This is a genomic window from Sphingobium cyanobacteriorum (genome assembly GCF_030580935.1).
Lineage (GTDB): Bacteria > Pseudomonadota > Alphaproteobacteria > Sphingomonadales > Sphingomonadaceae > Sphingobium > Sphingobium cyanobacteriorum.
Genome location: NZ_JAUQOM010000001.1, coordinates 387,587 through 413,540 on the forward strand (window position 1 = coordinate 387,587; position 25,954 = coordinate 413,540).

Annotated in this window: 23 protein-coding genes; 18 read left to right on the forward strand and 5 right to left on the reverse strand. The window is 63.5% G+C overall.

The features are described 5' to 3' along the window. The first annotated feature begins 63 nt into the window (after window positions 1-63). The 8 genes from Q4610_RS01860 (at window position 64) to Q4610_RS01895 (ending at window position 8,271) form a co-directional block, all read left to right on the forward strand. Window positions 64-516, forward strand: a complete 453-nt coding sequence (locus Q4610_RS01860; protein WP_304534313.1) for a GatB/YqeY domain-containing protein — start codon at window positions 64-66, stop codon at window positions 514-516. A gap of 62 nt (window positions 517-578) precedes the next feature. Next, window positions 579-980, forward strand: a complete 402-nt coding sequence (locus Q4610_RS01865) for an endonuclease domain-containing protein (protein ID WP_304534314.1) — start codon at window positions 579-581, stop codon at window positions 978-980. A gap of 5 nt (window positions 981-985) precedes the next feature. After that, window positions 986-2,887: a DNA primase gene (gene dnaG, locus Q4610_RS01870; RefSeq protein WP_304534315.1), complete on the forward strand. Its 1,902-nt coding sequence runs from the start codon at window positions 986-988 to the stop codon at window positions 2,885-2,887. Window positions 2,888-2,932: 45 nt separating this feature from the next. Beyond that, window positions 2,933-4,975 carry an RNA polymerase sigma factor RpoD gene (rpoD, locus tag Q4610_RS01875; RefSeq protein WP_304534316.1) on the forward strand — a complete coding sequence of 681 codons (2,043 nt, stop codon included), beginning with the start codon at window positions 2,933-2,935 and terminating at the stop codon, window positions 4,973-4,975. 154 nt (window positions 4,976-5,129) lie between these two features. Next, complete coding sequence (locus Q4610_RS01880; protein WP_304534317.1) at window positions 5,130-5,810, forward strand: DUF6975 family protein; 681 nt, start codon at window positions 5,130-5,132, stop codon at window positions 5,808-5,810. A gap of 76 nt (window positions 5,811-5,886) precedes the next feature. Further along, the gene (locus tag Q4610_RS01885; RefSeq protein ID WP_304534318.1) at window positions 5,887-6,732 is read left to right on the forward strand and encodes an AAA family ATPase; all 846 of its coding nucleotides are present in this window, start codon (window positions 5,887-5,889) and stop codon (window positions 6,730-6,732) included. Window positions 6,733-6,735: 3 nt separating this feature from the next. Further along, window positions 6,736-7,143, forward strand: coding sequence for a GFA family protein (locus tag Q4610_RS01890; RefSeq protein WP_304534319.1), 408 nt, complete (start codon window positions 6,736-6,738; stop codon window positions 7,141-7,143). Window positions 7,144-7,239: 96 nt separating this feature from the next. Then, window positions 7,240-8,271 carry a hypothetical protein gene (locus Q4610_RS01895; protein WP_304534320.1) on the forward strand — a complete coding sequence of 344 codons (1,032 nt, stop codon included), beginning with the start codon at window positions 7,240-7,242 and terminating at the stop codon, window positions 8,269-8,271. Window positions 8,272-8,349: 78 nt separating this feature from the next. Here the strand turns inward: Q4610_RS01895 and Q4610_RS01900 are convergent, their stop codons facing one another. Next, window positions 8,350-9,714 (reverse strand): methyl-accepting chemotaxis protein, encoded by a 1,365-nt coding sequence (locus tag Q4610_RS01900; protein WP_304534321.1) that lies wholly within the window; start codon window positions 9,712-9,714, stop codon window positions 8,350-8,352. Window positions 9,715-9,859: 145 nt separating this feature from the next. Between Q4610_RS01900 and Q4610_RS01905 the strand changes: the two genes are divergently transcribed. Beyond that, window positions 9,860-11,035, forward strand: coding sequence for a vWA domain-containing protein (locus tag Q4610_RS01905; RefSeq protein ID WP_304534322.1), 1,176 nt, complete (start codon window positions 9,860-9,862; stop codon window positions 11,033-11,035). Between the two features lie 147 nt (window positions 11,036-11,182). Here Q4610_RS01905 and Q4610_RS01910 read toward each other — a convergent pair whose 3' ends face one another. Then, complete coding sequence (locus Q4610_RS01910) at window positions 11,183-12,268, reverse strand: anhydro-N-acetylmuramic acid kinase (protein WP_304534323.1); 1,086 nt, start codon at window positions 12,266-12,268, stop codon at window positions 11,183-11,185. A 55-nt stretch (window positions 12,269-12,323) separates the two neighbouring features. Here Q4610_RS01910 and tyrS point away from each other — a divergent pair, with 55 nt between their 5' ends. Together tyrS and Q4610_RS01920 are read left to right on the forward strand one after the other, a co-directional pair. Then, window positions 12,324-13,538: a tyrosine--tRNA ligase gene (gene tyrS, locus Q4610_RS01915; protein WP_304534324.1), complete on the forward strand. Its 1,215-nt coding sequence runs from the start codon at window positions 12,324-12,326 to the stop codon at window positions 13,536-13,538. A gap of 161 nt (window positions 13,539-13,699) precedes the next feature. Further along, complete coding sequence (locus tag Q4610_RS01920) at window positions 13,700-14,056, forward strand: PilZ domain-containing protein (RefSeq protein WP_304534325.1); 357 nt, start codon at window positions 13,700-13,702, stop codon at window positions 14,054-14,056. A 6-nt stretch (window positions 14,057-14,062) separates the two neighbouring features. On the opposite strand, the gene recG is transcribed toward Q4610_RS01920, so the two are convergent. Next, on the reverse strand, window positions 14,063-16,123 hold the full coding sequence (gene recG, locus Q4610_RS01925; protein ID WP_304534326.1) for an ATP-dependent DNA helicase RecG: 2,061 nt from the start codon (window positions 16,121-16,123) through the stop codon (window positions 14,063-14,065). 143 nt (window positions 16,124-16,266) lie between these two features. On the opposite strand from recG, the gene Q4610_RS01930 reads away from it, so the two are divergent. Further along, the gene (locus Q4610_RS01930) at window positions 16,267-16,533 is read left to right on the forward strand and encodes an FAD assembly factor SdhE (protein ID WP_304534327.1); all 267 of its coding nucleotides are present in this window, start codon (window positions 16,267-16,269) and stop codon (window positions 16,531-16,533) included. A 108-nt stretch (window positions 16,534-16,641) separates the two neighbouring features. Then, window positions 16,642-20,115: a transcription-repair coupling factor gene (mfd, locus tag Q4610_RS01935; RefSeq protein ID WP_304534328.1), complete on the forward strand. Its 3,474-nt coding sequence runs from the start codon at window positions 16,642-16,644 to the stop codon at window positions 20,113-20,115. A gap of 21 nt (window positions 20,116-20,136) precedes the next feature. On the opposite strand, the gene Q4610_RS01940 is transcribed toward mfd, so the two are convergent. Next, window positions 20,137-21,375, reverse strand: coding sequence for a GSCFA domain-containing protein (locus tag Q4610_RS01940; protein ID WP_304534329.1), 1,239 nt, complete (start codon window positions 21,373-21,375; stop codon window positions 20,137-20,139). A 145-nt stretch (window positions 21,376-21,520) separates the two neighbouring features. On the opposite strand from Q4610_RS01940, the gene Q4610_RS01945 reads away from it, so the two are divergent. The 4 genes from Q4610_RS01945 to Q4610_RS01960 all read left to right on the forward strand — a co-directional run bounded on the left by Q4610_RS01945 (window position 21,521) and on the right by Q4610_RS01960 (window position 24,093). After that, the gene (locus Q4610_RS01945; RefSeq protein WP_304534330.1) at window positions 21,521-22,111 is read left to right on the forward strand and encodes a class I SAM-dependent methyltransferase; all 591 of its coding nucleotides are present in this window, start codon (window positions 21,521-21,523) and stop codon (window positions 22,109-22,111) included. Between the two features lie 300 nt (window positions 22,112-22,411). Then, a complete protein-coding gene (locus tag Q4610_RS01950) occupies window positions 22,412-22,819 on the forward strand; it encodes a hypothetical protein (RefSeq protein ID WP_304534331.1) in 408 nt (135 codons plus the stop codon). Continuing rightward, window positions 22,806-23,558 (forward strand): TorF family putative porin, encoded by a 753-nt coding sequence (locus Q4610_RS01955; protein ID WP_304534332.1) that lies wholly within the window; start codon window positions 22,806-22,808, stop codon window positions 23,556-23,558. The genes Q4610_RS01950 and Q4610_RS01955 overlap by 14 nt, the downstream gene beginning before the upstream one ends. A gap of 139 nt (window positions 23,559-23,697) precedes the next feature. After that, window positions 23,698-24,093 carry an MAPEG family protein gene (locus Q4610_RS01960; protein WP_304534333.1) on the forward strand — a complete coding sequence of 132 codons (396 nt, stop codon included), beginning with the start codon at window positions 23,698-23,700 and terminating at the stop codon, window positions 24,091-24,093. 73 nt (window positions 24,094-24,166) lie between these two features. On the opposite strand, the gene Q4610_RS01965 is transcribed toward Q4610_RS01960, so the two are convergent. Further along, window positions 24,167-24,505 (reverse strand): ArsR/SmtB family transcription factor, encoded by a 339-nt coding sequence (locus tag Q4610_RS01965; protein WP_304534334.1) that lies wholly within the window; start codon window positions 24,503-24,505, stop codon window positions 24,167-24,169. Window positions 24,506-24,796: 291 nt separating this feature from the next. On the opposite strand from Q4610_RS01965, the gene Q4610_RS01970 reads away from it, so the two are divergent. After that, window positions 24,797-25,939, forward strand: coding sequence for a site-specific DNA-methyltransferase (locus tag Q4610_RS01970; RefSeq protein ID WP_304534335.1), 1,143 nt, complete (start codon window positions 24,797-24,799; stop codon window positions 25,937-25,939). Window positions 25,940-25,954 lie beyond the last annotated feature (15 nt).

Genomic DNA, 25,954 nt, shown 5'->3' on the forward strand with positions numbered 1-25,954 from the left:
TGTTAAAAATCTCTTTTGCCGCTATATCTGCTCCTTTCCGCAAGAAACAGGATTAATGCGTCGATGATTCGCGATACCATCAAGAGCGCCCAGGTCACAGCCATGAAGGCGGGCGACAAGGAAAGGCTGGCCGCCGTGCGCCTGATCCTGGCCAAGCTGAAGGATCGCGACATCGAACTGCGCACCGCCAAGACCGTGCCGGACGACGATGCCGTGGTGGTCGAAGTGCTCCAGAAGATGGTCAAGCAGCGTCGCGAATCGATCGACATGTTCACCAGCGGCGGCCGCGACGAACTGGCCGCCAGGGAGCAGGCCGAACTGGCCGTGATCGAAAGCTTCCTCCCCGCGCAACTGAGCGAGGACGAGACGAAGGCCGCGATCGAAGGCATCAAGGCGGAGATCGGCGCGCAGAGCGTGAAGGACATGGGGCGCGTGATGGCGGTGCTGAAGGAACGCCATGGCAGCGTGATCGACATGAGCAAGGCGAGCGGGCTGGTGAAGGCGGCGCTGGGGTGACAGAATAGTTCAAGGCTGACATATGAAGCCCCTCCCTTCCAAGGGAGGGGTTGGGGTGGGTGATGGCGCTACGCATCAATGAGAAACTCGGCCAATATGCACGCGACCATCGCCGCGAACCCACAGACTATGAACGCCGTTTATGGGGCGCGTTGCGGGCCTCTCAGCTTGGTGGTTTCAAATTCCGCCGCCAGGCCGTAATCGCCCCTTATATCTGCGATTTTCTTTGTCCTTCGATAGGCCTTATCGTGGAAGTCGATGACGATCGCCATGATCCGATCAAGGACCGGGATCGCGACTTCGATCTCGCCAATCAGGGCTATTTGGTTTTGCGTTTCTCCAATGCCGACATTTGTGACAATCTGGACGGCGTGCTGACTGCCATCTTGGATCGAGCAAGCGCGCTGCCCGAGAGGCAGAAAATCACCCACCCCAACCCCTCCCTAAGTAGGGAGGGGCTTTAAGCACCATGACCCTCACCCCGCAATGGCTGGACGAACTGCGCGCCCGCACCTCGCTGTCCACACTGATCGGCCGCACGATCAAGGTGACGAAGGCTGGGCGCGAATATAAAGCCTGCTGCCCGTTCCATAATGAAAAGACGCCCAGCTTCACGATCAATGATGAAAAGGGTTTCTACCACTGCTTCGGCTGCGGCGCGCATGGCGATGCGATCCGCTGGATGACCGACCAGCGCGGCCTGCCCTTCATGGAAGCGGTCAAGGAGCTTGCCCAAGCCGCCGGCATGGACGTGCCCGCCGCCGATCCGCGCGCCGCCAGGCGCGCCGAAGCGGCCAAGGGCCTGCACGATGCCATGGCCGCCGCGCAGAGTTTCTTCGAGGAGCAACTGGGCGGCATCGATGGCGGCGACGCCCGCGCCTATCTGCAAAAGCGCGGCATCAGCGACGCCACCCGCCGTGCCTTCGGCTTCGGCTTTTCCCCCGATTCGCGCGGCCGCCTCAAGACTGCGCTCAAGGATTTCGGTGAACCGATGCTGGTCGAGGCCGGCCTGCTCATAGACCCTGACGGCGCAGAGCCGGATGGCGGCAATGCCAGGAAACGCGACAGCTATGACCGTTTCCGGGGCCGCCTGATGCTCCCCATCCGCGACATTCGCGGGCGGGTGATCGCTTTTGGCGGCCGCATCATCGGTGCGGGCGAACCCAAATATCTGAACTCGCCCGACACCCCTCTCTTCGACAAGGGGCGGACTCTCTACAATATCGACCGCGCCTCCCCCGCCAGCCGGAGCACGGGCCGGGTGGTCGTGGTCGAAGGCTATATGGACGTGATCGCGCTCGCCCAGGCAGGGTTCAGTGATGCCGTCGCACCGCTGGGCACTGCGCTCACCGAACATCAGATCGAACGGCTGTGGAAAATGGTAGAGGTGCCGATCCTCTGCTTCGATGGCGACACCGCCGGACAGAAAGCGGCGATTCGCGCCGCCACCCGCGCCCTTCCCCTGCTGCGCCCAGGCCACAGCCTGGCCTTCGCGACCCTGCCGACCGGGCAAGACCCCGACGATCTGATTCGCGCCAGCGGGGCGCAGGCGATGGACGCGGTGCTTGGCTCTGCCGAGCCGCTGATCGAACGGCTCTGGCGCCATGAGATGGCCGCCGCCCCGCTCGACACGCCGGAGCAGAAGGCCGCGCTCAAGCAACGGCTGCGCGCCGTCACCGACGCGATCCAGCATCCCGACGTGCGCGCCCATTATGCCCACGCCTTTCGCGAACGCTACGACGCGCTCTTCTTTGCCCGGCGCGAGGCTGCGCCGTTCCAGCCGCGCACCCCATCGGGCAGCGGGTCGCGCTGGCAACGCGACAAGCGCGGCAACTGGAAACCGCCAATCCCCCCCGTCGGCACCGAAGCGCGGGCGATCGGCGTCAGCGGCATGGAGCAACGCTTGCTGCGCGCGATCCTGGCCGCATTATTGCGCCATCCCGAACAGATCGCCTCCCATCGCGAGATGCTGTCGGCCCTGCAAATCGGCGACCCCCTGCTCGCGCAATTGCTTGCTGCGATGATCTCTGCGTCTTTCCGCAAAGAAACAGTTGAAACACAGGCCCTCCTTACCATATTGGGGCAAGGTGAGTTGTATAATATGGCCAAGGGGATGCTCCGGGCCGATGCGTTTACACTCACTCCCGACAGGATGACCACCGACCCTGATCGCCTGGCGCGCGATCTGGAGGAGGCCGTTCGGGTGATGGCGCAGGGGCCGGAGTTGGAAGCGGCGCTGGAAGAGGCCACGAGGCGGTTCAAAGACGACGTCAGCGAGGAAAATCTTGCTGAGCAGCAGCGGGTTCGCGCGCTGAAAGCCGATCATGATCGCCGCCTGGCGGAACTGGCGCAGTCCGAAGACATTGTTTGATAAAGATCAGCCCTGTTACAGGGGCCATGAGGTTAAGGCGAATAAATGGCGACCAAGGCGAACAGCAAAAATGGCGGTGCGGGCGATGGTGAGGATAGCGGCGACGCCCCCCTGCTCGACCTGAACGAAGCCTCGGTCAAGAAACTGATCTCCCGCGCCAAGAAGCGCGGCTACATCACCGTCGACGAACTGAACGCCGCCCTGCCCGAAGATCAGATGTCCACCGACCAGATCGAGGATATCATGTCGGCGCTCAACGAGATGGGCGTCAACATCGTCGAGAATGAGGAAGCCAGCGAGGACGGCGACGAACAGCGCGACGACAGCGACGACGATTCGGCCGACGAAGGTTCGGACGATGACGGTCCCAAGCTGGTCACGGAAAAGAAGAAGGAAACGGTCGATCGCACCGACGATCCCGTTCGCATGTATCTGCGCGAAATGGGCGCGGTGGAACTGCTGTCGCGCGAAGGCGAAATCGCCATCGCCAAGCGGATCGAGGCCGGTCGCGACACCATGATCCTGGGCCTGTGCGAAAGCCCGACCACTTTCAACGCGATCATCGAATGGTCGACCGCGCTGAACAATGGCGAAATGCAACTGCGCGAGATTCTCGATCTTGACGCCATGCTCTCCAAGGATCCTGCCCCGGAAAATCTGGAGGAAGGCGCGCAGGATGATGATGGCGAGATAAGCGAAAAAACGGCCGGTCCGAGCTTCAAGGAAGAAGAAGAGCCGGAGGAGGAATCCGCCGACAGCGACGAGGATGAGGATGGCGCCCCCCGCGCCCGCCGGGTCGAAGAGGAAGAGGAGGAGGACAACACCCTCTCCCTCGCCCAGATGGAAGAAACCCTCAAGCCGATGGCGCTTGAGAAATTCGCCACCATCACGGAGATTTTCCGTGCCTTCTCCAAGGCGCAGGAAGAGCGCATGGTCGCCATGGCGATCGGCGAGACGCTGAGCCAGAAGGCCGAGGATGATTATCAGGAATTGCGCGAAAGCCTGACGGCGCAGGTCGAAAGCGTCCAGTTCCATCAGCAGAAGATCGAATATCTGGTTGACCAGCTTTATGCCTATAACCGGCGCCTCACTGCGCTGGGCGGGCAGATGCTGCGCCTGGCCGAACGGCACAAGGTGCCGCGCAAGGATTTCCTCGACCGTTACGTCAACCATGAACTGGACGATGGCTGGCTCGAAAAGGTCGGCGGCCTGGACAAGAAATGGACCGCCTTCGTCGCGGCCGAAGGGCGTGCCGTCGATCGCATCCGCAACGAGGTTGGCGAAATCGCCCAGGCGACAGGCATGTCCTTGAGCGAATTCCGGCGCATCGTGAACATGGTGCAGAAGGGCGAGCGCGAGGCGCGCATCGCCAAGAAGGAAATGGTCGAGGCGAACCTGCGCCTGGTCATCTCCATCGCCAAGAAATATACCAACCGCGGCCTGCAATTCCTTGATCTTATTCAGGAAGGCAATATCGGCCTGATGAAGGCGGTGGATAAGTTCGAATATCGCCGCGGCTATAAATTCTCCACCTACGCGACCTGGTGGATCAGGCAGGCGATCACCCGCTCGATCGCGGATCAGGCGCGGACCATCCGTATTCCGGTCCATATGATCGAAACGATCAACAAGCTGGTGCGCACCAGCCGCCAGTTCCTGCACGAGCAGGGCCGCGAACCGACCCCGGAGGAGATGGCCGAGCGCCTGTCGATGCCGCTGGAGAAGGTGCGCAAGGTGATGAAGATCGCCAAGGAGCCGATCTCCCTCGAAACGCCGATCGGCGACGAGGAGGACAGCCATCTGGGCGATTTCATCGAGGACAAGAACGCGGTCATCCCGGTGGATGCGGCGATTCAGGCGAACCTCAAGGAAACCGTCACCCGTGTCCTTGCCAGCCTCACCCCGCGCGAGGAGCGGGTGCTGCGGATGCGCTTTGGCATCGGCATGAACACCGATCATACGCTGGAGGAAGTGGGCCAGCAGTTCAGCGTGACGCGCGAGCGTATCCGCCAGATCGAGGCGAAGGCGCTGCGCAAGCTCAAGCACCCGTCGCGTTCGCGCAAGATGCGGTCCTTCCTCGACCAGTAAAATTAAAATGGATTGGTAAAGATCTGTTAACCATCCTTGACAGAAAAGGGCGGCTTCCACGGCTGCCCTTTCTGATTCTGTAAACCCGACGTTTACTCGGCCTCCCTTATTGTGCCGCTTCGACCCCGCCCGCGGGGCAGCACAGGGGTCTGGAATGAGCGAAGCGGCACCGCGATATCAATTTGGCGACATCGCCCGCATTCTTGAAGCGCTGGTCGCCGCCGATGGCACGGCGGCCCATGCCTATGCCAATCGCGCCAGCACCGGCGTATCACGCGACGCCCTGCTCTCGCTCGCCGACCTGGCGGACGCGGCCTATTATCTGTGCATGTTGCATGGTCGCCATCCCGGCGTGATCGATCATGCCGCCACCCGTTCCGCCGATAATGCCGCGCGCCAATGGCTGATCGAGGCGGCCGATGGCTTTGCCCGCGAACGCGCCTATCTGACGCAAGTGACCGTCGCCGCCGGCCCGGCCCCCAGCACGGCGGGCCAGGCCGATTGCGAAACCGTCGTCAGCCAGCAACGCCATGCGCTCGACATGCTTGCCCAGTCCGACCGGCGTGGTTGCGCCATGGGCGCGGCGATGGCGCTGGTGCTGGACTGGCGCGCCGTGCGCCATGTCCTCGACATGGCGGCACTGCGCGCCGGGATCGAACCGCATGGCTGCGCCCTGCCGGACCGTGCCACGACGCTGGATGTCGCCCGCGCCATCGGCGGCGACGACGGCATCGACCGCGCCATCCAGTTCGGCGCGCGCCAGTTGCTGAACCAGCATCGTGGCCTGTGGGATCTGCTGGCCGCACGCGCCGACCTGCGCGCGCGCCAGGGCTGATCGCCCCTTTCCCGATTGCGTCCCTGCATGACATTGCCTAGTCCGGTTGTCATCGGCAACGGGATGGAACAGCAGGATGCGCTTTGAAGGCACGCAGGATTATGTCGCCACCGATGATCTGAAGGTCGCGGTCAACGCCGCAGTGCTGCTGCGCCGCCCGCTGCTGGTAAAGGGCGAACCGGGCACCGGCAAGACCGTGCTGGCGCAGGAAATCGCCAAGGCCCTCAACGCGCCATTGATCGAATGGAACGTCAAGTCGACGACCAAGGCACATCAGGGCCTGTATGAATATGACGCCGTTGCCCGCCTGCGCGACGGCCAGTTGGGCGACGCGCGCGTCCACGACATTTCCAACTATATTCGCAAGGGCAAGCTGTGGGAGGCGTTCACCTCGCCCCGCCTGCCCGTCCTGCTGATCGACGAAATCGACAAGGCCGACATCGAATTTCCCAACGACCTGTTGCAGGAACTCGATCGCATGGCCTTCCACGTCTATGAAACGGGGGAAACGATCGCGGCGGCCGAACGTCCGGTGGTGATCATCACGTCGAATAATGAAAAGGAATTGCCCGACGCATTCCTGCGCCGCTGCTTCTTCCACTATATCAAATTCCCCGACCGCGACACGATGCAGGCGATCGTCGATGTGCATTTCCCCGGCATCCAGAAAATCCTCGTCGCGCGGGCGATGGATATTTTCTACGAAATCCGCGACGTGCCCGGCCTCAAGAAAAAGCCCAGCACCAGCGAACTGCTGGACTGGCTGAAACTGCTGCTGAACGAGGATATGCCGCTCGACATACTCCAGAACAGTGACCCGACCAAGGCGATCCCGCCTCTGCACGGCGCCTTGCTCAAGAATGAGCAGGATATCATGATGTTCGAACGCCTCGCCTTCATGGCGCGACGGCAGGGCCGCTGATCCATGGCGCATCAGGCCGGTTGCCTTTGCCGTCAGGTCCGCATCGTCATCGATGCCGAACCGATGGGCGCACGCCAATGCTGGTGCCGCCTGTGCCAGTATCTGAGCGGCGGAGCAGGCACCGTCAATATCCTGTTCCCCAGCAATGCCGTCCATATATCGGGCGAAATTCGCTGGCACGGCAGCGTGGCCGACAGCGGCAATGCGATGCAAAGAGGCTTTTGCCCGACCTGTGGCACACCGCTGCTCAGCAAGGCGGACATACGCCCCCATCTGATGATCGTGCGCGCCGGCACTCTGGACGATCCATCGCTGATCGGCCCGCAAATGCAGATATGGACGCAGGAAGCGCCGGACTGGGCGCATCTCGACCCGTCCGTGCCCCATCATCCCGCGCAAAACCCGCAATAAAGCGCGATTAATGGCTTGCGCAGGGTGGTTTAACCTGTAGCCTTCCCTCCATGGTTCAGGGCCGCGTCAAGACGGTCTGATCTGGAGAGGAATGCCATGCACAAGTGCGCGCTATTCCTGGTTTCCGCGATTATGTCCCTGACTGCGCCTGCATTGGCCCAGGCAGCCGCCGAAGCCTGGACACCGACCCAAAGCGCCATCCGCGCCGATGCGGCCGGTATCGCCCTGCCCCAGACGATCGCCGGCCTGTCGCTCAGCAAGAGCGGCGAAGCTTCCCATGGTGGCCGGGCGGTTGATAATTATGCCCAATATCTCTCTCAGGATGGCACCATTCAGGCGACGCTCTACGTCTATATGCCAACCTATGCCGATGCCGCGCTGGCCGCCTATATGACCGACAAGGCGGTGATGGAACGGTTCGGCGCGCAAACCCGCCGCACCGCCTATGCCAGCGCGCCGGTTGCCGGCCGGCCCGGCCGCGCGATCCGTGCCGTCTATGATCACGCCGCCGATGGCGCACTGACGACAGCCGCGGGCTTCGTCCATGCCGGACGCTGGATCGTCAAGATCCGCATTACCGGCCCGGCCGAACGGCGCGCCGCGGTGCTCGCCGGCCTGGACGGGATGCTCGACGGCCTGACCGTGGACGACCCCACCAGCCTCCACGCCACCGCCCCGGCCCGCTTCGCCGCCTGCCCGGCACAGGATGCAAGCGATGCCCGCCTTGCCCCCGTCAGCGATAGCGAAGAGGCGATGCCGCAGGAGGTTCGCATCCCGCGCGACGGCAAGGACGCGCTCTGCATCCGTGGCGCCGTGACCACCGCCGATGGCCGCTATGACATGCTGCAACAGGCCGGGCGCAACGATGGTGCGATCATCGTGCCGGTCGACGACAGCGGCACCGTGCTGGCCTTCGATCCGGCGACGGGCGGCGCAGGCTACAAGCTGTCGATCCACATGGTCGGCCAGACCGACCTGTACGGCGTCTATGACAAGGTGCCCAGTCCTGGCCAGATCGCCGCGATCCTGGATGGCAAGGACAGCCAGACCATCAAGGCCAAGGCCGTGGCCACCTATGCCGCCAATGGCGATGTGACGGTCAGCCGGCTGTCGTCTGCGGAGCGTTGAAAGCAAATCCTGTCGACCAGGCCCACCGTGCCCCTGAAAAGATGGGCGCGTGATCCGGTGGGGGTCAGGCCGCCCGGCTCAAATCAGATAACCCACCTCATACAGGCCCCATTTCCGGCCACCGAACATCAGTGGCACGAACACGCTGCGCAGCGCGCGATAGCGCCCTTCGCCCAGATCCTGGCGATAGGTGAACAGGAAGAAATCGCCTTCCCCATCCAGCGCCCGCCGGGTCTGGCTGTCCATGAAGATTTGCCGGTTACGGGCATGCTCCATGTTCCAGGCGCGCATCCCCGGCCGCTGCGGCTGGCTGCGGTTGCTGATATGGGTGGGCAGATATCCATTCATGTCGACCAGGCAACAGCCCACGATCGCGCTGTCCTGCGCCGTATGCCGGTCCAGCAGGGGGCGGAGCAGCGCATCGGCGAAACGGGTGAAGCCGTTGAGATATTGGGCCGGCTCCGATCCTTCGATCAATCGATAATCGGTGTCGAACACCTCGCCCAGGCTGATCTCCCCCGCCCTGACCGCCCGTTCGATGAGTGTGCTCACTTCCTCCGCCCCGTCCTCCGCCAGCGCGATATAGCGGCTGTTGCGCGTTTTCTGCGGACCATGGGCAGCGGTGTTGAGCATGGCGTTGGCCATAGCCTCCAGCGATTCCAGTTGCTCGCGTGCGACATCGACCCGTGCCGCGCTCTCGCTCGCCGATCGGCTGAAGCAGGCCAGCCCCTGACGGAGCGCCACGACATCGCCATCGGCCGCATCGGTGCAGGCAACGATCGCGTCGGATCGCTCGCCAAACTGGCTGACCAGCGACGCGATCTCCGCCATGGTCAGGCGCAGTCGGTCGATATGGGTGCCGACTTCCCGCCCCCGCACGATATTGGCCTCAACCCCGCCGATCAGCCGTCGTGCGTCGCGATCCAACTGGCCCAGCTTGTCGCCAACCGAAGCAGAGGACTCGCCCGCCTGCGCCGCCAGCCGGCGGATTTCATCGGCCACCACCGCAAAGCCCTGCGTCGCCGCGCCCCCGCGCGCCGCCTCGATCGCGGCATTGACCCCCAGCAGGCGTGTCTGGCGTGCGATCGCGCCCAATTCCTCGCTGATGTCGCCCACCGCTTCAATCACGGCCAGGAACTGGCGCAAATGGCCTTCCAGCCCGGTGACATGTTCGACCAGCCCGGCCACTTCACCCAGCGACAGGCCAATCACATCATGACCATCGGCGATGATGCGCCCGGCGCGGCGCGCGGTCAGGCTCAGTTCCTGTGCCGCGGCGACGCTTTCGCCCTGTCGCGCGGCCACAGTTTCCATATTCGCCTGAAGCCCGCCCAGGCGCGCCGAATCGTTCTGAATGCGGCCGTTCAGCTCGCTCAGAAACCCCGCCGTTTCGCTGCACTGCAATGCGATGTCGCCGGATCGTTCCCCCAGATCGGCCAACAAGTCCCTGTTTTCCAAGCGTACCCCGCAAAATCCAAGATGACAGGATAGTGACGGATTAACCATGCGGTGCAACACTTAATATTCGGACAATGGGAAGCTGCCGCGCCACTTGCATCCGCGCGCAGGCTGCCCGACAAGCGGAACCATGCTGCTCAACTTTCTCGATGCGCTCCGCGCCGCCGGCATCAACGCCAGCATCAAGGAACATCTGCTGCTGCTCGAAGCGCTCGACCGCGATGTCATCGCCCGGCGGCCGGAGGATTTCTATTATCTTGCCCGCGCCACCTATGTGAAGGATGAAGGGCTGATCGATCGTTTCGACCAGGTGTTCGCCAGGGTTTTCAAGGGGCTGATCGATCAGGAAGGGCTGGAAGCGGACATTCCCGAAGAATGGCTGCGCCTCGTCGCCGAAAAATATCTCAGCGCCGAGGAGATGGAAAAGATCCGGTCCCTTGGTGACTGGGACGAGATCATGAAAACGCTGAAAGAGCGGCTGGAGGAGCAGAAGGAACGGCATCAGGGCGGCAATAAATGGATCGGCACCGGCGGCACCTCCCCCTTCGGCAATGGCGGCTATAACCCGGAAGGCGTGCGGATCGGCGGCCAGTCCCGGCACAAGCGCGCTATCAAGGTCTGGGAAAAGCGCGAATTTGCCAATCTCGACAGCACGAAACAACTGGGCACCCGCAATATCAAGGTCGCGTTGCGCCGCCTGCGCCGGTTCGCACGGGAAGGCGCGGCGGACGAACTCGACCTTGCTGAAACCATCCGCGGCACCGCGCGGCAGGGCTGGCTCGACATCAGGATGCGGCCTGAACGGCATAATGCGGTCAAACTGCTGCTGTTCCTCGATGTTGGCGGATCGATGGACCCGTTCATCACGCTTTGCGAAGAGCTTTTCTCCGCCGCGACCGGCGAATTCAAGAACATGGAATTCTACTATTTCCACAATTGCCTGTATGAAGGCGTGTGGAAGGACAATCGCCGCCGCTTTGCCGAGCGTATTCCGACCTGGGACATCCTCCACAAATATGGCCATGACTATAAGGTGATCTTCGTCGGCGATGCGGCGATGAGTCCGTATGAAATCAGCCATCCGGGCGGTTCGGTCGAACATATGAATGACGAAGCCGGCGCGGTCTGGCTCCAGCGCGTCACCCATACCTATCCTGCCTGCGTCTGGCTCAATCCGGCGGCGCAGACCCATTGGAACTACAGCCATTCCACGCAGATGATCCGCGAACTGATGACCGATCGCATGTATCCGCTGACGATCGAGGGCATCGACGCGGCGATGCGCGAATTGACGCGCAAGCGGTAAGTCCTTCTTTCAGGATCGCCATGCCGCGCGCAATCCGGGATGATTGGACAGACAGGCCGCCTTTCCCCTGCCGCTGACGCAGGAGGCAGGCCGGACGATGCCGGACCGCCTTACCGTCACGGGCAAGTCCGCAAGGCGTGCCCCCTCTTACGCCTGAAACAGCACTCCGCCCGTCATCGCTTGCGGCACGCCGGTCGTCCCCGGAAAGCTGATCGGCAGGCCGGCCAGATGACGCACGGCCATATAGGCGAAACCCTGCGCCTCCAGCGCGTCGCCATTCCATCCCAGTGCATCGACACTCAGCACCGCCGCCCCGGTGCGCGCGGCCAGCATCGCCATCAGCGTGGCATTATGCCGTCCCCCTCCCGCGACATGGATGGTCGCCGGCCGCTCCGGCAGATGATCGACACCCCGCGCCACCGCCGCCGCGGTGAAGGCGGTCAGCGTCGCCGCACCATCCTCCAATGCCAGCCCCCGCACCGCGTCGATGCCGAACTGCTCGCGATCGATGCTCTTGGGCGGCGGCGTGTCGAACCAGGGATCGGCCATCATCACCGCCAGCCGGTCCGCATCGATCGTCCCGCTTGCGGCGCAAGCCCCGCCGGCGTCATAGGCGGCATCGCCCTGCGTCTGCATCCAGTTGTCGATCAGCCCGCTCGCCATCCCGGTGTCGAACGCGATCAAAGTCCCGTCTGACCCGATGAAAGTGATATTGGCCACGCCCCCCAGATTGAGGACCACCGCCGGTTTTCCCAGACCTGCGGCCAGCGCCCGGTGATAGACGGGCAATAGCGGCGCGCCCTGCCCGCCGGCCGCAACGTCCGCGCTGCGCAGGTCGCCGACGACGGGAACCCCGAACGCCCCGGCCAGCGCCGCCCCATCGCCAATCTGCCAGGTCCAGCCCCGTTCCGGCCGATGCGCGACGGTATGCCCGTGAAAGCCGATCACGCCGATATCCTGCGCGATATACCCGCTGCGCCCCAGCAGGTCGGCGACCGCCTGCACATGGCGCTGTGTCAACTCCGCCTCGACCGACGCGACCAGCGGCTCGAAGCCCGGCTTCTCCATCGCCATCGCCCGCAAACATGCTTCGGCCAGCCGCAGGCGAAAGCCGTCATCATAGGCCATGGCGTGAAATTCGACCGCCTGGCTATGCCCCTCGCCATCCGTTTCGATCAGCGCCGCGTCGATCCCGTCGCGCGACGTGCCGGACATCAGGCCGATTGCCAACATGATCGAAAACTCCGCCTCTTTTACAGTCGCCACCGCAATGCTACAGGCGCGCGCCATGAGCAACTATCAGTCCGATCTTCTCCGCCTGCTCGACACGCGCGGTTATATCCACCAATTGACCGACGCGCAGGGCCTCGACGCCCTCGCCGCGCGCCAGGTGGTGCCGGGCTATATCGGCTTTGATCCGACCGCGCCGTCGCTCCATGTCGGACATCTCGTGTCGATCATGATGCTGCGCCAGTTGCAGAAGGCGGGGCACAAGCCCATCGTGCTGATGGGCGGCGGCACCGGCAAGATCGGCGACCCCAGTTTCAAGGACGAAGCGCGCAAGCTGCTGACGAACGAACTGATTGCGGAGAATGTCGCCAGCATCAAGCGCGTGTTCGAACGCTTCCTGACCTTCGGCGATGGCCCCAGCGACGCGATCATGCTCGACAATGCCGAATGGCTCGACAAGTTGGAATATATCCCCTTCCTGCGCGACATCGGCCAGCATTTCTCGGTCAACCGGATGCTGAGCTTCGATTCGGTGAAGCTGCGCCTCGACCGTGAGCAGTCATTGAGCTTCCTCGAATTCAATTACATGATCCTCCAGGCCTATGATTTTCTGGAGCTGTCGCGCCGCAGCGCCTGCCGCCTGCAAATGGGCGGTTCCGACCAGTGGGGCAATATCGTCAACGGCGTCGAACTCGCGCGCCGGGTCGACGGCACGCAGGTCTTCGGCCTGACCACGCCGCTGCTGACCAACGCGGATGGCACGAAGATGGGCAAGACCGTGGGCGGCGCTGTGTGGCTGAACGAGGATCAGTTGTCGCATTACGACTATTGGCAATTCTGGCGGAACACCGCCGACGCCGACGTCGCCAACCGCCTGCGCCTGTTCACCGACCTGCCGATGGACGAAGTGAACCGTCTTGCCGCATTGGAAGGCGCGGAGATCAACGAGGCGAAGAAAATCCTTGCCAATGAGGCGACCGCGCTCTGCCGTGGGCTGGAGGCAGCGACGGCCTCGGCCGAAACCGCGCGGCGCACCTTCGAGGAAGGCGCATCGGACGCCAACCTGCCAACCGTCCCCCTGGGCGAGGGCCTCACCGTCGTGCAAGCCACCACCGCCCTTGGCTTCGCCACCTCCAACAAGGAAGTGCGGCGCAAGCTGGGCGAAGGCGCCATCCGGGTGAACGGGCAGGTCGTCACCGACCCTGCGGTCACGCTCCAGCCCGGCGACAAGCTGAGCTTCGGCGGGAAGAAACACGGCCTGGTCGTCGCCTGACCGGGTCCGGGGCGACGCGGAAACGGCCTTATATCAGAGCGATGATCCTGACCCGTGCGCGCCAGGACGAACGGGTTCTGATCAAAGCGATTTGCTATTAGCAACCAATTAACGCTCTCTCCTAGCAACTCGTCCATTTTCGGTCGCCTAGGCTGCGTCCCATGCCCAACTCGGTTTTCGCCAATCTCGGACATGTCCTGCGTTCACGCGATCCGGCGGTCGATCAGCGTCGCGCCAGCCGCGATCTGGTGGACATGCTCAGCCATGTCACCGCGCACGGCCGGACACATGGCGTGCGGATCATCAACATTTCGCCCCATGGTCTGATGTGTCGCAGCGACAGCAGCTTGCTGCCGGGCGAACGGATCTGCATCTGGCTGCCGCTCCTCAAGGACCATGCCGCCGAGGTTCGCTGGGTCGAGGATAATCGCGTCGGCCTGGAATTTTTTGAACCGATCGCGCCCAAAATCTATGATGCGATGCTGACGCTCATTCCGCCGCGCCGGACGGCCTGGTAATCCGCCCTACCCGCCCCGGAGCAACCCCACGGCCGCATCCTTCTCGAACAGATAGAGGCACGTCCGCGCCGCCTGCCCGCGCACACTGTCCAGCCCGCCGTCGCGCTCGATCAACAGATGCGCATCATCCCGCGCACTGTCCACCAGCGCCGCGACATGCTCCGGCGTCGCGAGCTTCAGCGCGGCTTCGCCCGACTGGCGCGTACCCAGCACTTCGCCCGCGCCGCGCAACTCCAGGTCCGCCTCGGCGATGCGAAACCCGTCATTTGTTTCCCGCATCAGTGCCAGCCGCGCGCGCGATGTCTCACCCAGCGCATTGCCGCGCAGCAGCAGGCAGGTCGATGGCTTGTCGCCGCGTCCCACCCGTCCGCGCAACTGGTGCAACTGCGCCAGGCCAAAGCGATCCGCGCCCTCGATGATGATGAGGCTGCTGTTGGGCACATCGACGCCGACCTCGATCACCGTGGTCGCGACCAGTATCTGGGTGCGATTGGCGGCGAAGGCTTCCATCGCCGCATCCTTGTCCGGCCCCTTCATGCGCCCATGGACAAGGCCCACCCGCGCGCCGAACCGCGCGCGCAGCGACTCCGCCCGCATTTCGGCCGCCGCCTGGTCGCTGGTTTCGCTTTCCTCGACCAGCGGGCACACCCAATAGGCCTGCCCGCCGCCCTCGACATGGCGGGCGAGCGCATCGACCACCTCGTCCAGCCGGCTCGCCGCCATCACCAGCGTCTGGATCGGCTGGCGCCCCGGCGGCATCTCGTCCAGGCGGGACACGTCCATCTCGCCATAATAAGTCAGCGTCAGCGTGCGCGGGATCGGTGTCGCGGTCATCACCAGCAGGTGCGGTGCTTGGCTGGCCTTGTTCGCCAGCATCATCCGCTGCGCCACGCCGAAGCGATGCTGTTCGTCGATCACCGCCAGCCCCAGCGCCTTATATTGCACCGCCTCCTGAAAGATGGCGTGGGTGCCGACCAATATGTCGATGCTGCCGTCCGCCAGCCCCATCAGCGTCGCCTCCCGCGCCTTGCCCTTGTCGCGCCCGGTCAGGATCGCGATTTCTACGGCCAGGCCAGAGGCCATTTTGCGCAAAGTCTCGTAATGTTGCCGCGCCAGGATTTCGGTCGGCGCCAGCATCGCCCCCTGCTTGCCCGCCTCGACCGCGTTGAGCAGCGCCATCAGCGCCACCAGAGTCTTGCCCGATCCCACATCGCCCTGAAGCAGCCGCAGCATCGGCGTCGCTTGCGCCATGTCGCCCTCGATCTCCCCGATCGCGCGCCGCTGTGCGCCGGTCGGGGCGAAGGGCAGTTTCAGCATCGCGCGCAGCCGCCCGTCGCCCTCGATTCTCACGCCCCGCCGCCGCCGCGACGATTGCCGCACCAGCATCAGCGCCAGTTGGCCAGCGAATATCTCGTCATAGGCCAGCCGCGCGCGCGCCACCGCGTCGGCCGGATCGGCATGGACCCGGCCCAGCGCCTCGCGCCATGTCGGCCAGTCCTTGCGCGCCAGCAGGCTCGGCTCGATCCATTCGGGCAGGTCGGGCGCGCGGCCCAACGCCTGCCCCACCAGATCGCGCATCCGGTTGTTGGTCAGCCCTTCCGACAGTCCATAGACCGATTCGCGCGCGGGGAGCGTATGCGCCTCTTCGGGCGGCAGCACGTCGGGATGCACGATCTGGAGCGTGTCGCCATAGGCTTCCAGCTTGCCGGAAATGAATTTCGGTTCGTTCAGCGGCAGCAATTTGCGCGGCCAGCCGCTATTCTTCCCGAAATAGACCAGCGCCACATGGTTGCCATAACGGTCGACAGCATGGACACGGAACGGCGCGCGCGCGCTGCCGCTGGCCTTGTAATCCACAGGGGTCAGTTCGATGCCGATCACCCGGCCAGCATCGGCCATGTCCAGTTCGCCGGTCAGATGCCGATCGACCCAACTGACCGGCAGGTGAAAGGCGACATCGACCGCGCGCCGAAGGCCCAGCCGCTCCAGCGGCCGGGCCAGCGCAGGGCCGATGCCCTTGAACAGGGATATTTCGGCAAAGAGCGGATTGAGAATATCGGGTCGCATGTCTATCTGCTCCCCCTAGAGCATTTTCGAAGCGGTCGGAACGGCCGCTGGCTCGGAAAATGCGACAACAGATCAAGCCAGCCGGGACGGTCCTTCAAACACCCGATCGGCGGACTGGACCATGCCCGCCAAAGGAACAAATTGTGAACGACGATCCCCAGATGCGCCGCATCAAATTCCGGGCCTGGCATCGCGGCACGCGGGAGGCCGACTATACCGTGGGCGGCTTTTTCGAACGCTATCATGGCGAGTGGAATGCAGACGAGATCGCCTGGTTCGAACGCTTCATGGAGGAACAGGATGCCGACATCATCGGCTGGGCGCTCGGCACCATCCCCGTGCCCGACGAATGGAAAGGCCCGATGATGGACAGGTTCCTGAAACTCGATTTCGTGAAGATCGAAAACTAAATCCTCCCCTCCCGCTTGCGGGAGGGGCCGGGGGTGGGCCTGCGCTACCTCTGTTTCACTGGCCCACCCCTAACCCCTCCCGCAAGCGGGAGGGGGACGAGTAGCAAAATGACCGATCTCCAGACAATCCTGAAGGCCAAGGCGCCGCTCACCCTGTCGGGCGTGCCCGCCGGTTTCCAGCCCTGGCTGCTGGCCGACATCGCCCGCGCAGCCGGGGCTGCGGGCGGGCGCGCCGTTTTCATCGCGTCCGACGAGCAATTGATGCGCGCGGTGGCGGACACGGCGCATTATTTCGCGCCGGAAATCGCGATCATCGAAATTCCCGCCTGGGACTGCCTGCCCTATGACCGCGCCAGCCCGTCGCTGCGCGCGGCGTCCGCGCGCCTCGCGGGTCTCCACGCGCTGCAAACCAGGCCGAAAGGCCCGCAACTCGTCCTCACCACGCTGGCCGCCATGACCCAGCGCACCCTCACCCCCTTCCGCGTCCGCCAGCTCGTCGCCCGGCTCGCGCCCAAGGAACGGATCGCGATCCAGACGCTGGCCACGCTGCTCCAGGCCAATGGCTATGTCCGCACCGACACGGTGCATGATCGTGGCGAATTCGCCATTCGTGGCGGCATCGTCGACCTCTTCCCCGGTGGCGAGGACTATCCCCTGCGCCTCGACTTCTTCGGCGACGAGATCGAAACGGTCCGCCGCTTCGATCCCGCCGACCAGCGCACGATCGAGAATGTCGACGGCTTCACCCTGCTCCCCGCTTCCGAAGCCTTGCTGGACGAGGATACGATCAAGCGGTTCCGGGGCCGCTATCGCGAGACGTTCGGCGCAACCGCCACCGGCGACCCGCTCTACCAGGCGGTCAGCGACGGCCGCCGCCTTGCCGGCATGGAACATTGGCTGCCCCTGTTCGAGGACAAGCTGGTCCCGCTCGCCGACCATCTCGGCGAGAATGCGGTCCTGATCCGCGACCCCGGCGTCGCCGGCGCGGCGGAAAGCCGGTTCGAGGCGATCCGCGACTATCACGCCAACCGCGTCCAGGCGAAGTCCGCCGATCCCGGCTCCTACCGCCCGTTGAAGCCCGATTCGCTGTATCTGGGTGCCGCCGAATGGGACGCGGCCGTCGCCACGCTGCCGATGCACGCCACCACCCCATTCCACGAGCCCGAAAGCGCGAGCGTGCTGGATTTCGCGGTGGACGGCCCGCGCGATTTCGCGCCCGAACGCGCACAGAACAGCAATATCTACGAAGCCGTCGGCCAGCATATCGCCAGCCTGCGCCGGTCGAAGAAAAAGGTCGTGATCGCCAGCTATTCGGCCGGCGCGCGCGAACGCCTGTCCGGCCTGCTCGCCGACCATGACGTGTCCCGCCTGGCGACCGCCGACAATTGGCAGGAGGCGCTGGGCGTCGCCGCCAATGGCAGCGTCACGCTCACCGTCCTGCCGCTCGACCATGGCTTTACCGCGCCCGATGTCGCCGTCCTCACCGAACAGGATATGCTGGGCGACCGGCTCGTCCGCCGCGCCAAGCGCAAGAAGAGCGCCGACGCCTTCCTCCAGGAACTCGCCACTCTCTCGCCCGGCGACCTCGTCGTCCATATGGATCACGGCATCGGCCGCTATGAAGGGCTGACCCAGATCCCGGTGGCCAAGGCCCCGCATGATTGCGTCGCGCTGACCTATGCGGGCGGCGACAAACTCTATGTGCCGGTCGAAAATCTCGAAGTCCTCTCCCGCTACGGCAGCGAGAATGAAGGCGTCAGCCTCGACCGGCTGGGCGGTGAAGCCTGGCAGCGGCGCAAGGCGAAGATGAAGGAGCGCATCCGCGAAATCGCGGGTGAACTGCTGAAAACCGCCGCCGAACGCGCCCTGCGCGCCGCCACCGTGGCCGAACCCGACGCGGCCGGCTATCCCGCCTTCGTCGATCGCTTCCCCTATCAGGAGACGGACGATCAGGACCGCGCGATCAGCGACGTGGTGGAGGATCTGGGGTCGGGCAAGCCGATGGACCGCCTCGTCTGCGGCGATGTCGGCTTCGGCAAGACCGAGGTGGCGCTGCGCGCCGCCTTCGTCGCGGCGATGGCCGGGATGCAGGTGGTGGTGATCTGCCCCACCACCCTTCTCGCGCGCCAGCACCACATGCATTTCGAGGAACGGTTCCGCGGCTTTCCCGTCAATATCGGCCGCCTCTCCCGCCTCGTCCCCGACAAGGAGGCGAAGGCGGTCAAGGCGGGCCTGGCCGACGGCACCATCGATATCGTCGTCGGCACCCATGCGCTGCTCGCCAAGGGGCTGGAGTTCAAGCGCCTTGGCCTTGTCATCGTGGATGAAGAACAGCGGTTCGGCGTCACGCACAAGGAACGCCTCAAATCGCTCAAGACGGACGTGCATGTCCTGACGCTGACCGCCACGCCGATCCCCCGCACGCTCCAGATGGCAATGTCGGGCCTGCGCGAACTGTCCGTCATCCAGACCCCGCCGGTCGATCGGCTGGCGGTCCGCACCTATGTCATGCCGTGGGACGGCGTGGTGATCCGCGAGGCGCTGCTGCGTGAACATTATCGCGGCGGACAGAGCTTCTTCGTCGTGCCCCGCATCGCGGACCTGACCGAGATCGAGGAGTATCTGCGCAACGAGGTGCCGGAGATCAAGGCGATCGTCGCCCATGGCCAGATGAGCGCGACGGAGGTGGAAGAACGCATGTCCGCCTTCTACGACAAGCGCTACGACGTGCTGCTGTCGACTACCATCGTCGAATCCGGCCTCGACATTCCCAGCGCCAACACACTCATCATCCACCGCGCCGACCGTTTCGGCCTTGCCCAGCTTTACCAGCTACGCGGGCGTGTGGGCCGGTCGAAAACCCGCGCCTATGCCTATATGACCACGCCGGCCAACCGCATCATCACCGAAACGGCGGAAAAGCGACTGAAGGTTCTCTCCGACCTCGACACGCTGGGCGCGGGCTTCCAGCTTGCCAGTCACGACCTCGACATTCGCGGTGCGGGCAACCTCGTCGGCGACGAACAATCGGGCCATATCAAGGAAGTCGGCTTCGAACTCTACCAGTCGATGCTGGAGGAAGCGATCATGGACGCCAAGGCCGGCGGCGTCGGCATCGAGCGGCGCAGCGACAGCTTCTCGCCCCAGATCAGCGTCGATGCGCCGATCCTCATCCCCGACGATTATGTGCCCGACCTCGACCTGCGCATGGGCCTGTATCGCCGGATCAACGAGATCGAGGATCGCCAGGGCCTGGAATCCTTCGCCGCCGAACTGATCGACCGTTTCGGCAAGCTGCCGCTGCCCACGCAAAATCTGCTCAAGATCATCGAGATCAAGCAGAATTGCGTGACCGCGAACATCGCCAAGATCGACATGGGGGCAAAGGGCGCGCTGGTCAGCTTCTTCGAGGACCGCTTCCCCAATCCGGCGGGTCTGGTCGCCTATGTGCAGCGGCTGGACGGCGTCGCCCGCCTGCGGCCTGACAGCAAGATCGTCGTCAACCGCGCCTGGCCCGACCCGCAGGCCCGCCTCAACGGCGCGCTGCAACTGTCGAAGGGACTGGCCAAGGCGGCGGGGTGACGAATGGCAGCCGGGGCGGAATCATCCCTCCCGGCTTTGCATTTTGTCTTTACGCGCGGCGAGTTCCCGTTCGCGCGCCGCGATTCTCTCGTTCCGCTCTGCAATCCTGCGGTCACGATCCGCTTCGCGTGCCGCTTTTTCCTGCAACCTGGCTTCGGCCAGCGCCTGCCTGGCTTCCTGCGCCTTCTCCCGACGCACAGAGGCCGGCCGGTTCGTCTCCTGCAATGCCCGCAACTGGACGTTGATCTGCTCCTGTTCGTCCAGCGTCAATGTTGCCGTTGCCCGGTCAGCGGCCAACGCATTCAGATAGGCAAGGCCCACATCGTCATCCGTCAGGCCGGTGCAGCAAAAATAGCGCTCAAATGCGATCATGTTCACGTCCAGAACATGCTTTTGCGGGTGGCGAAGATCATCGACGAACGGATAATGGAAGCAGTTCAGGACGACTTCATAGGCTGGATAATAATAAAAATTGTCATCATCCTTATACTCCAGGATCACCTCGTCCACCGCGCATCGCAGACTGGCCTTCGACACGGCATTGGCCGTGAAAGGACCGATCGGCCTGAATGTCGCTGACAAGGTGACAGGGGATACGGTGAATATGATGGATGCATCCGGCCTGTGCTTGCGGATCAGCTTATAGACCGATCGCAAATTATCCTTGTTTTCCTCGACCGTTGCGACACGAAATTTGTGCCGGCCGGGATCGAACTGAGCCCTGGGAACCGCGCGCCAGAAAACCTCGCCCGTCGGCTCGTCATACCAGATTTCCGACAGGCCCAGCGTGATGATGAATACATCCGCCTTGTCGAACAATTCCCTGGTTGCGATCCGCACATCTTCTTCATAACCGAAATCTTCCGCCTTATAGCCATGCCACAGGGGAATTTCCGGCACCCGGCCTTCCCACCCCCACTCGAATTGCTGACGAATGGCATAGCTGTTGACGATTCCGTCTCCCATTTCGGTAATATAGGCCTTGCCCTTCTTCTGGGTCGCGACATCATAGCCAAGGTTGTTGAGATATCCGCTGATATGGTGGGCGAAACAACTGCCGAACGCCACGATCGTCGTATCCTCGTTGATGAACGGGGCCTTGGGCATCCAGCCTGACAGGACATGCTGCGCCAGCGCCGTGGGCAATTGCATGCCCGCCTCCAAAGGCAGAAAGCGGGTGTCGGCGCCGCGCCAGAACGACCCGCTGACCTTCTTCTCGACGCCATCGAGATCCACAACCATCATTTCGCTTTTCGCCATGGTGCCATCTCCCGTTGAAGCGATTCCCTGGCGGACACTATGGTACGGAACAGGATGAGGCGAGCCACAATGACAAATGCGGTTGATCGCAGATACAAACTGCAATAGCGCCTGATCCTATCATGGAAATACAGGAATTCTGAGCATGGCCGAAGTTCCTTCCGAGATTGAAGAGCGTCGGGCCAAAACCAGATTATCCACGATCAGGGCGATCAAGCGCGGCGCAACCGCCATCGATCGATGGCGATCGTTAAGCGCCATGCAAACGGACCCACTCTGGACGGAAAGGGCCAGGGCTGCTGCGGCCCTGGTGCCTGCGGGCCGGAAAATACTGGACATCGGCTGCAACGACATGGCCATCGAAGCGATGTTGACCGGCCCCGCCGCCTATATCCCGCTGGATGTCGTGGCGCGCGATTCCCGCACGATCGTCGTCGATCTCAACAAGGATGCGTTGCCGCAAACTGACGCGGATTTTGCGCTGGGGATGGGTGTTCTCGAATATATATTCGACCTGCCCAAATTTTTCCGGGAAGTCGCGGCTCATTTTGATGATGGGCTGTTCAGCTACCATCCCTTGGAAAAAAGCCCGGCTAAGGACAGGCTTGCGATAGGATGGGTCAATGCCCTGAATAGTGCCGAACTTATCGCTCTTTTCAGATATGCCGGATTCAATTCGGTTTCCGTAACCGAATATAAGCCGGCCTTGCACTTTTATTCGATCGCAAAATCGTAAATTAATGATATTTTACAATATGATATCATGTTTACATGCTGCGCATGGCGAATGAAAATATTCCAGTGCGGACGTCCCTCTGACCTGTCCCGCCGGATGGAACAGCCTCATTCCTGACCCTGCCCGCACCACAAAGAGAGGCATCACCATGGCCTGCATGGCGGGCCGATGGCGCCTCGCCATGACCCGACCGGCATGCATCCATTCCTCATCATCCGGCAAACAAGCAGCAACAGGGGAAATCTAAATCCGCTTTTGACGACCAGACAGCAAAGTCCGGCGTCACAGCAGGAGAATGACATGACTATGCTCATCGCCCTCGCGGCCGCCGCCGCGAGCCATAGCGTTTCCATCGAACATCACGGCCAGCAACTCGGCGCGACCTACACCGCCCGCGCCGAAATGCGGCGCTGGACGGTCGGCGCCAGGACGCCCAACCGCATGGACGCCCAGCGCTGCCACTGGACCGCCACGATCATGGTCGATCGCAAGCTGGATCATGGTCCCGCCCTGGCCCGCACCATCGCCACCGACACCCGCTTTTCAGGCAGCGAATCAGGCGCCTGCACCCCCGGCCGCCAGTCGGGCGAACGCACCCTCGCCCGGCATCAGGATAGAATAGAAGCCCATCTCGTCGCAGTGGCGCAGGCTGATCGCGCGCCTTTGCTGGCTGAACTGGACTCGGTGCGCAATCTTGCGTCCAACTGATATCGGCTGCCGTCTGGCATGGCTGGGGGCCACGCTGCTCGCCGGCCATGTCCTGCCTGCCGCCGCTCAATATGCGTCCGGCCCTTCCATCCTGATCGAGGCCGCCAGCGACGAACGCCGCCGGGGCCTCAGTTGGAGCGACGGCGATCCCGTGTTGCGCGCGGCCGTCTCGCTCCCAGTGGCGGACGGCTTCAGTCTCGACGGCGCAGTCGCCACCCTGCGGGGCAGCGGTCGCCATGGCGGGGCGGACGCGGTGCTGGACCTGGGGATCAGCTATGTGAAGCAGATCGGCGGCGTGCGCCTGACCGCCGACACCCGTTACCATCTCTTTCCCGGCGCTTGCGCACAGGGCTATTCCACACAGGACTATGGTGAAATCGGTGCAGGCGCGGAATTTCTGATCGGCCCGGCCAGCTTCGACCTGTCCGCCAGCTATGCGCCGCGTCAATCGGCGATCGGCGGCGACAATCTCTATCTGGCCACCGCCGCCACCGCTGCCATCCCCGGCACGCCGCTCACGCTATCGGCGCGGATCGGGCGATCGTCGGGCCATGTCCGCGATCCCGCTCGCGCCGCCCGGTTGCGACCAGATGGAGCCTATTGGGATCATGGCGCGGGCATGGACTATATCAAGGGCCGCTGGTCGGCAGGACTGCACTACGCCAACAGCAGCATCGACGGCCCCGGCCGTCGCCATGCGGGCGCGCGCCTGATCGGGCGGGTCGGCCTGACCCTGTAATGGCCGCTTCGCGTCCGCGTCGGGCAGCGGCGGGAAGCCTCTGGGGCTGTACCGGCATTGCCCTTCATGCCCGCGCCAAAAGGGCGACTGTCCTGCCGGGTGCGGATTTGCTAAAGCAGTGGCAAAGGGGAACATCGTCATGCCCGTAGAACTTACGATCCTGGCCTGGTCCATGGTCCTGCTGCTGGTCCATATCTTCGCCGCCGCGCATGTAAAGACGAAGCAATATGGTGCAAAGTGGAACATGGGCGCCCGCGATGAACGCCTGCCGCCGCTCGCGCCCCTTGCGGGCCGGCTTTCCCGCGCGGAGGCCAATTTCAAGGAAACGCTCCCCATCGCGATCGTCGCGCTGATCGGCGTGGTGCTGGCGGGCAAGGCCAGTGAATGGACGGCGATGGGCGGCTGGATCTGGCTCGGCGCGCGGATCGTCTATCTGCCACTCTATGCGGCAGGGATTCCGGTCGTGCGCACCCTCTTCTTTCTGGCCAGCCTGGTCGGCATCCTCATCACCCTCTGGCCCTTGCTGGGCTTGTAAGGCGATCGATTCATCTTTTTGATTTGCCGCGCTTTACCAGGCATCGGATGAGTCCATCTGATGAGCAGCCACCCTATCCCTCCAGCCCCTCCAGCGCCGTGAAGCGTTGCGACCACAGCGCGCCATGCACCGCCATCCACTGGATCACCGGCCCCAGTCCCTTGACCCGCGCGGCATACCAGGTTTCGCGGCCGGACCGGCGCGCGGTGACGAGGCCCGCGCGTTTCAGCTTGGCCATGTGGCGCGACACCATCGGCTGCGATACGCCCGCCCCTTCGGTCAGCGCCTGCACATTCTGTTCGCCATCGCGCACCAGCGCTTCGAGCAGGGCGCGGCGGGTGCCGTCTGACAGGGCCTTGAACAGGGCATCGGTCGCCGCGTCGCGGTCGGCGGGAATAAGGGACGGATTCATAAGGTTAACGCATAACCATATGGTTATGATTTGGTCAAGTTCCGCAGCGATGATCCGCCCCTTGGCCGCGTTAACCAAAAAAAGTCGCCGGGCGCGGCCACTGAGTCTTTTGAGTCACACCGCCCCATATGGAGTCTGTCGCGACTCGCCCGACTCTATATCTTGTGGGTCCACCCTTCGTTCACCCCCATGTTAACCATGGTCTGAACGGTCGGTGCCAAAGCGCTGATCTTGACGACAGACTCCCAAGGACTCATCGCTGGGCCTCGGAACGAATTCGGGGGCTTGTACATGGGTTTGATGGAGCGCGTCGCGGTGCCGCGGCGGAAAAAGGCGGCACGGCCGGTCGAGGTCGAAGCGGCCAAAATCGCCACCGACACCCTGCTGCGCGGCGATTGCATCGCCCACATGGCCAGCCTGCCCGACAATTGCATCGACATGATCTTTGCCGATCCGCCCTATAATCTGCAACTGGGCGGCGACCTGTACCGGCCCGAAGGCGGCCGCGTCGATGCGGTCGACAATGACTGGGACAAGTTCGACACGCTGGGCAGCTATGACCGCTTCACCAAGGCGTGGCTGCGCGAGGCGCGCCGCATATTGAAACCCAACGGCTCGATCTGGGTGATCGGCAGCTATCACAACATCTTCCGCGTCGGCACCGCGCTCCAGGACGAAGGCTTCTGGATTCTCAACGACATCATCTGGCGCAAGTCCAACCCCATGCCCAATTTCAAGGGCACCCGCTTCACCAACGCGCATGAAACGCTGATCTGGGCCAGCCAGGGTGAGGACGCAAAATATACGTTCAATTACAAGGCGATGAAGACGCTGAACGATGAATTGCAGATGCGCTCCGACTGGGTGCTGCCGATCTGCGGCGGGCAGGAGCGGCTGAAGCGCAACGGGACCAAGGCACATCCCACGCAAAAGCCCGAAGCCCTGCTCTATCGTGTGATGCTGGCCTGCACCAAGCCCGGCGATGTCGTGCTCGATCCCTTTTTCGGCACCGGCACCACCGGCGCGGTGGCCAAGCGGCTGGGCCGCAAATGGATCGGCATCGAGCGCGAAGACAGCTATATCGAGGTCGCGCTGGAACGGATCGAGGCGGCGCTGCCGCTGGACGAAAGCGCGCTCACCATCATGCAGACCGCGCGCCAGCAGCCCAAGGTCGCCTTCGGCACGCTGGTCGAAACCGGCTATCTCGCCCCCGGCACGATCCTGACCGACGCCAGGCGCCGCTGGCGGGCGGAGGTTCGCGCGGACGGGTCGCTGGCGGTGGGAACGGACAGCGGCTCGATCCACAAGATGGGCGCGACCTTGCAGGGCGCACCAAGCTGCAACGGCTGGACCTTCTGGCACCATGAGGCGGAAGGGAAGCTGCTGCCGATCGACACGCTGCGCCAGACCTATCTGCTGGCGAACGAACCGTAAGCGCCCGCCTTGCAA

Coding starts and splice junctions, on each gene's coding strand:
- Q4610_RS01920 (WP_304534325.1), top strand. CDS start 13,700: ATGCCCAACTCGGTTTTCGCCAATCTCGGACATGTCCTGCGTTCACGC.
- Q4610_RS01885 (WP_304534318.1), top strand. CDS start 5,887: ATGCGCTTTGAAGGCACGCAGGATTATGTCGCCACCGATGATCTGAAG.
- Q4610_RS01970 (WP_304534335.1), top strand. CDS start 24,797: ATGGGTTTGATGGAGCGCGTCGCGGTGCCGCGGCGGAAAAAGGCGGCA.
- Q4610_RS01945 (WP_304534330.1), top strand. CDS start 21,521: ATGGCCGAAGTTCCTTCCGAGATTGAAGAGCGTCGGGCCAAAACCAGA.
- Q4610_RS01910 (WP_304534323.1), bottom strand. CDS start 12,268: ATGTTGGCAATCGGCCTGATGTCCGGCACGTCGCGCGACGGGATCGAC.
- Q4610_RS01965 (WP_304534334.1), bottom strand. CDS start 24,505: ATGAATCCGTCCCTTATTCCCGCCGACCGCGACGCGGCGACCGATGCC.
- Q4610_RS01895 (WP_304534320.1), top strand. CDS start 7,240: ATGCACAAGTGCGCGCTATTCCTGGTTTCCGCGATTATGTCCCTGACT.
- rpoD (WP_304534316.1), top strand. CDS start 2,933: ATGGCGACCAAGGCGAACAGCAAAAATGGCGGTGCGGGCGATGGTGAG.
- Q4610_RS01905 (WP_304534322.1), top strand. CDS start 9,860: ATGCTGCTCAACTTTCTCGATGCGCTCCGCGCCGCCGGCATCAACGCC.
- mfd (WP_304534328.1), top strand. CDS start 16,642: ATGACCGATCTCCAGACAATCCTGAAGGCCAAGGCGCCGCTCACCCTG.
- Q4610_RS01960 (WP_304534333.1), top strand. CDS start 23,698: ATGCCCGTAGAACTTACGATCCTGGCCTGGTCCATGGTCCTGCTGCTG.
- dnaG (WP_304534315.1), top strand. CDS start 986: ATGACCCTCACCCCGCAATGGCTGGACGAACTGCGCGCCCGCACCTCG.
- tyrS (WP_304534324.1), top strand. CDS start 12,324: ATGAGCAACTATCAGTCCGATCTTCTCCGCCTGCTCGACACGCGCGGT.
- Q4610_RS01880 (WP_304534317.1), top strand. CDS start 5,130: ATGAGCGAAGCGGCACCGCGATATCAATTTGGCGACATCGCCCGCATT.
- Q4610_RS01865 (WP_304534314.1), top strand. CDS start 579: ATGGCGCTACGCATCAATGAGAAACTCGGCCAATATGCACGCGACCAT.
- Q4610_RS01860 (WP_304534313.1), top strand. CDS start 64: ATGATTCGCGATACCATCAAGAGCGCCCAGGTCACAGCCATGAAGGCG.
- Q4610_RS01950 (WP_304534331.1), top strand. CDS start 22,412: ATGACTATGCTCATCGCCCTCGCGGCCGCCGCCGCGAGCCATAGCGTT.
- recG (WP_304534326.1), bottom strand. CDS start 16,123: ATGCGACCCGATATTCTCAATCCGCTCTTTGCCGAAATATCCCTGTTC.
- Q4610_RS01890 (WP_304534319.1), top strand. CDS start 6,736: ATGGCGCATCAGGCCGGTTGCCTTTGCCGTCAGGTCCGCATCGTCATC.
- Q4610_RS01940 (WP_304534329.1), bottom strand. CDS start 21,375: ATGGCGAAAAGCGAAATGATGGTTGTGGATCTCGATGGCGTCGAGAAG.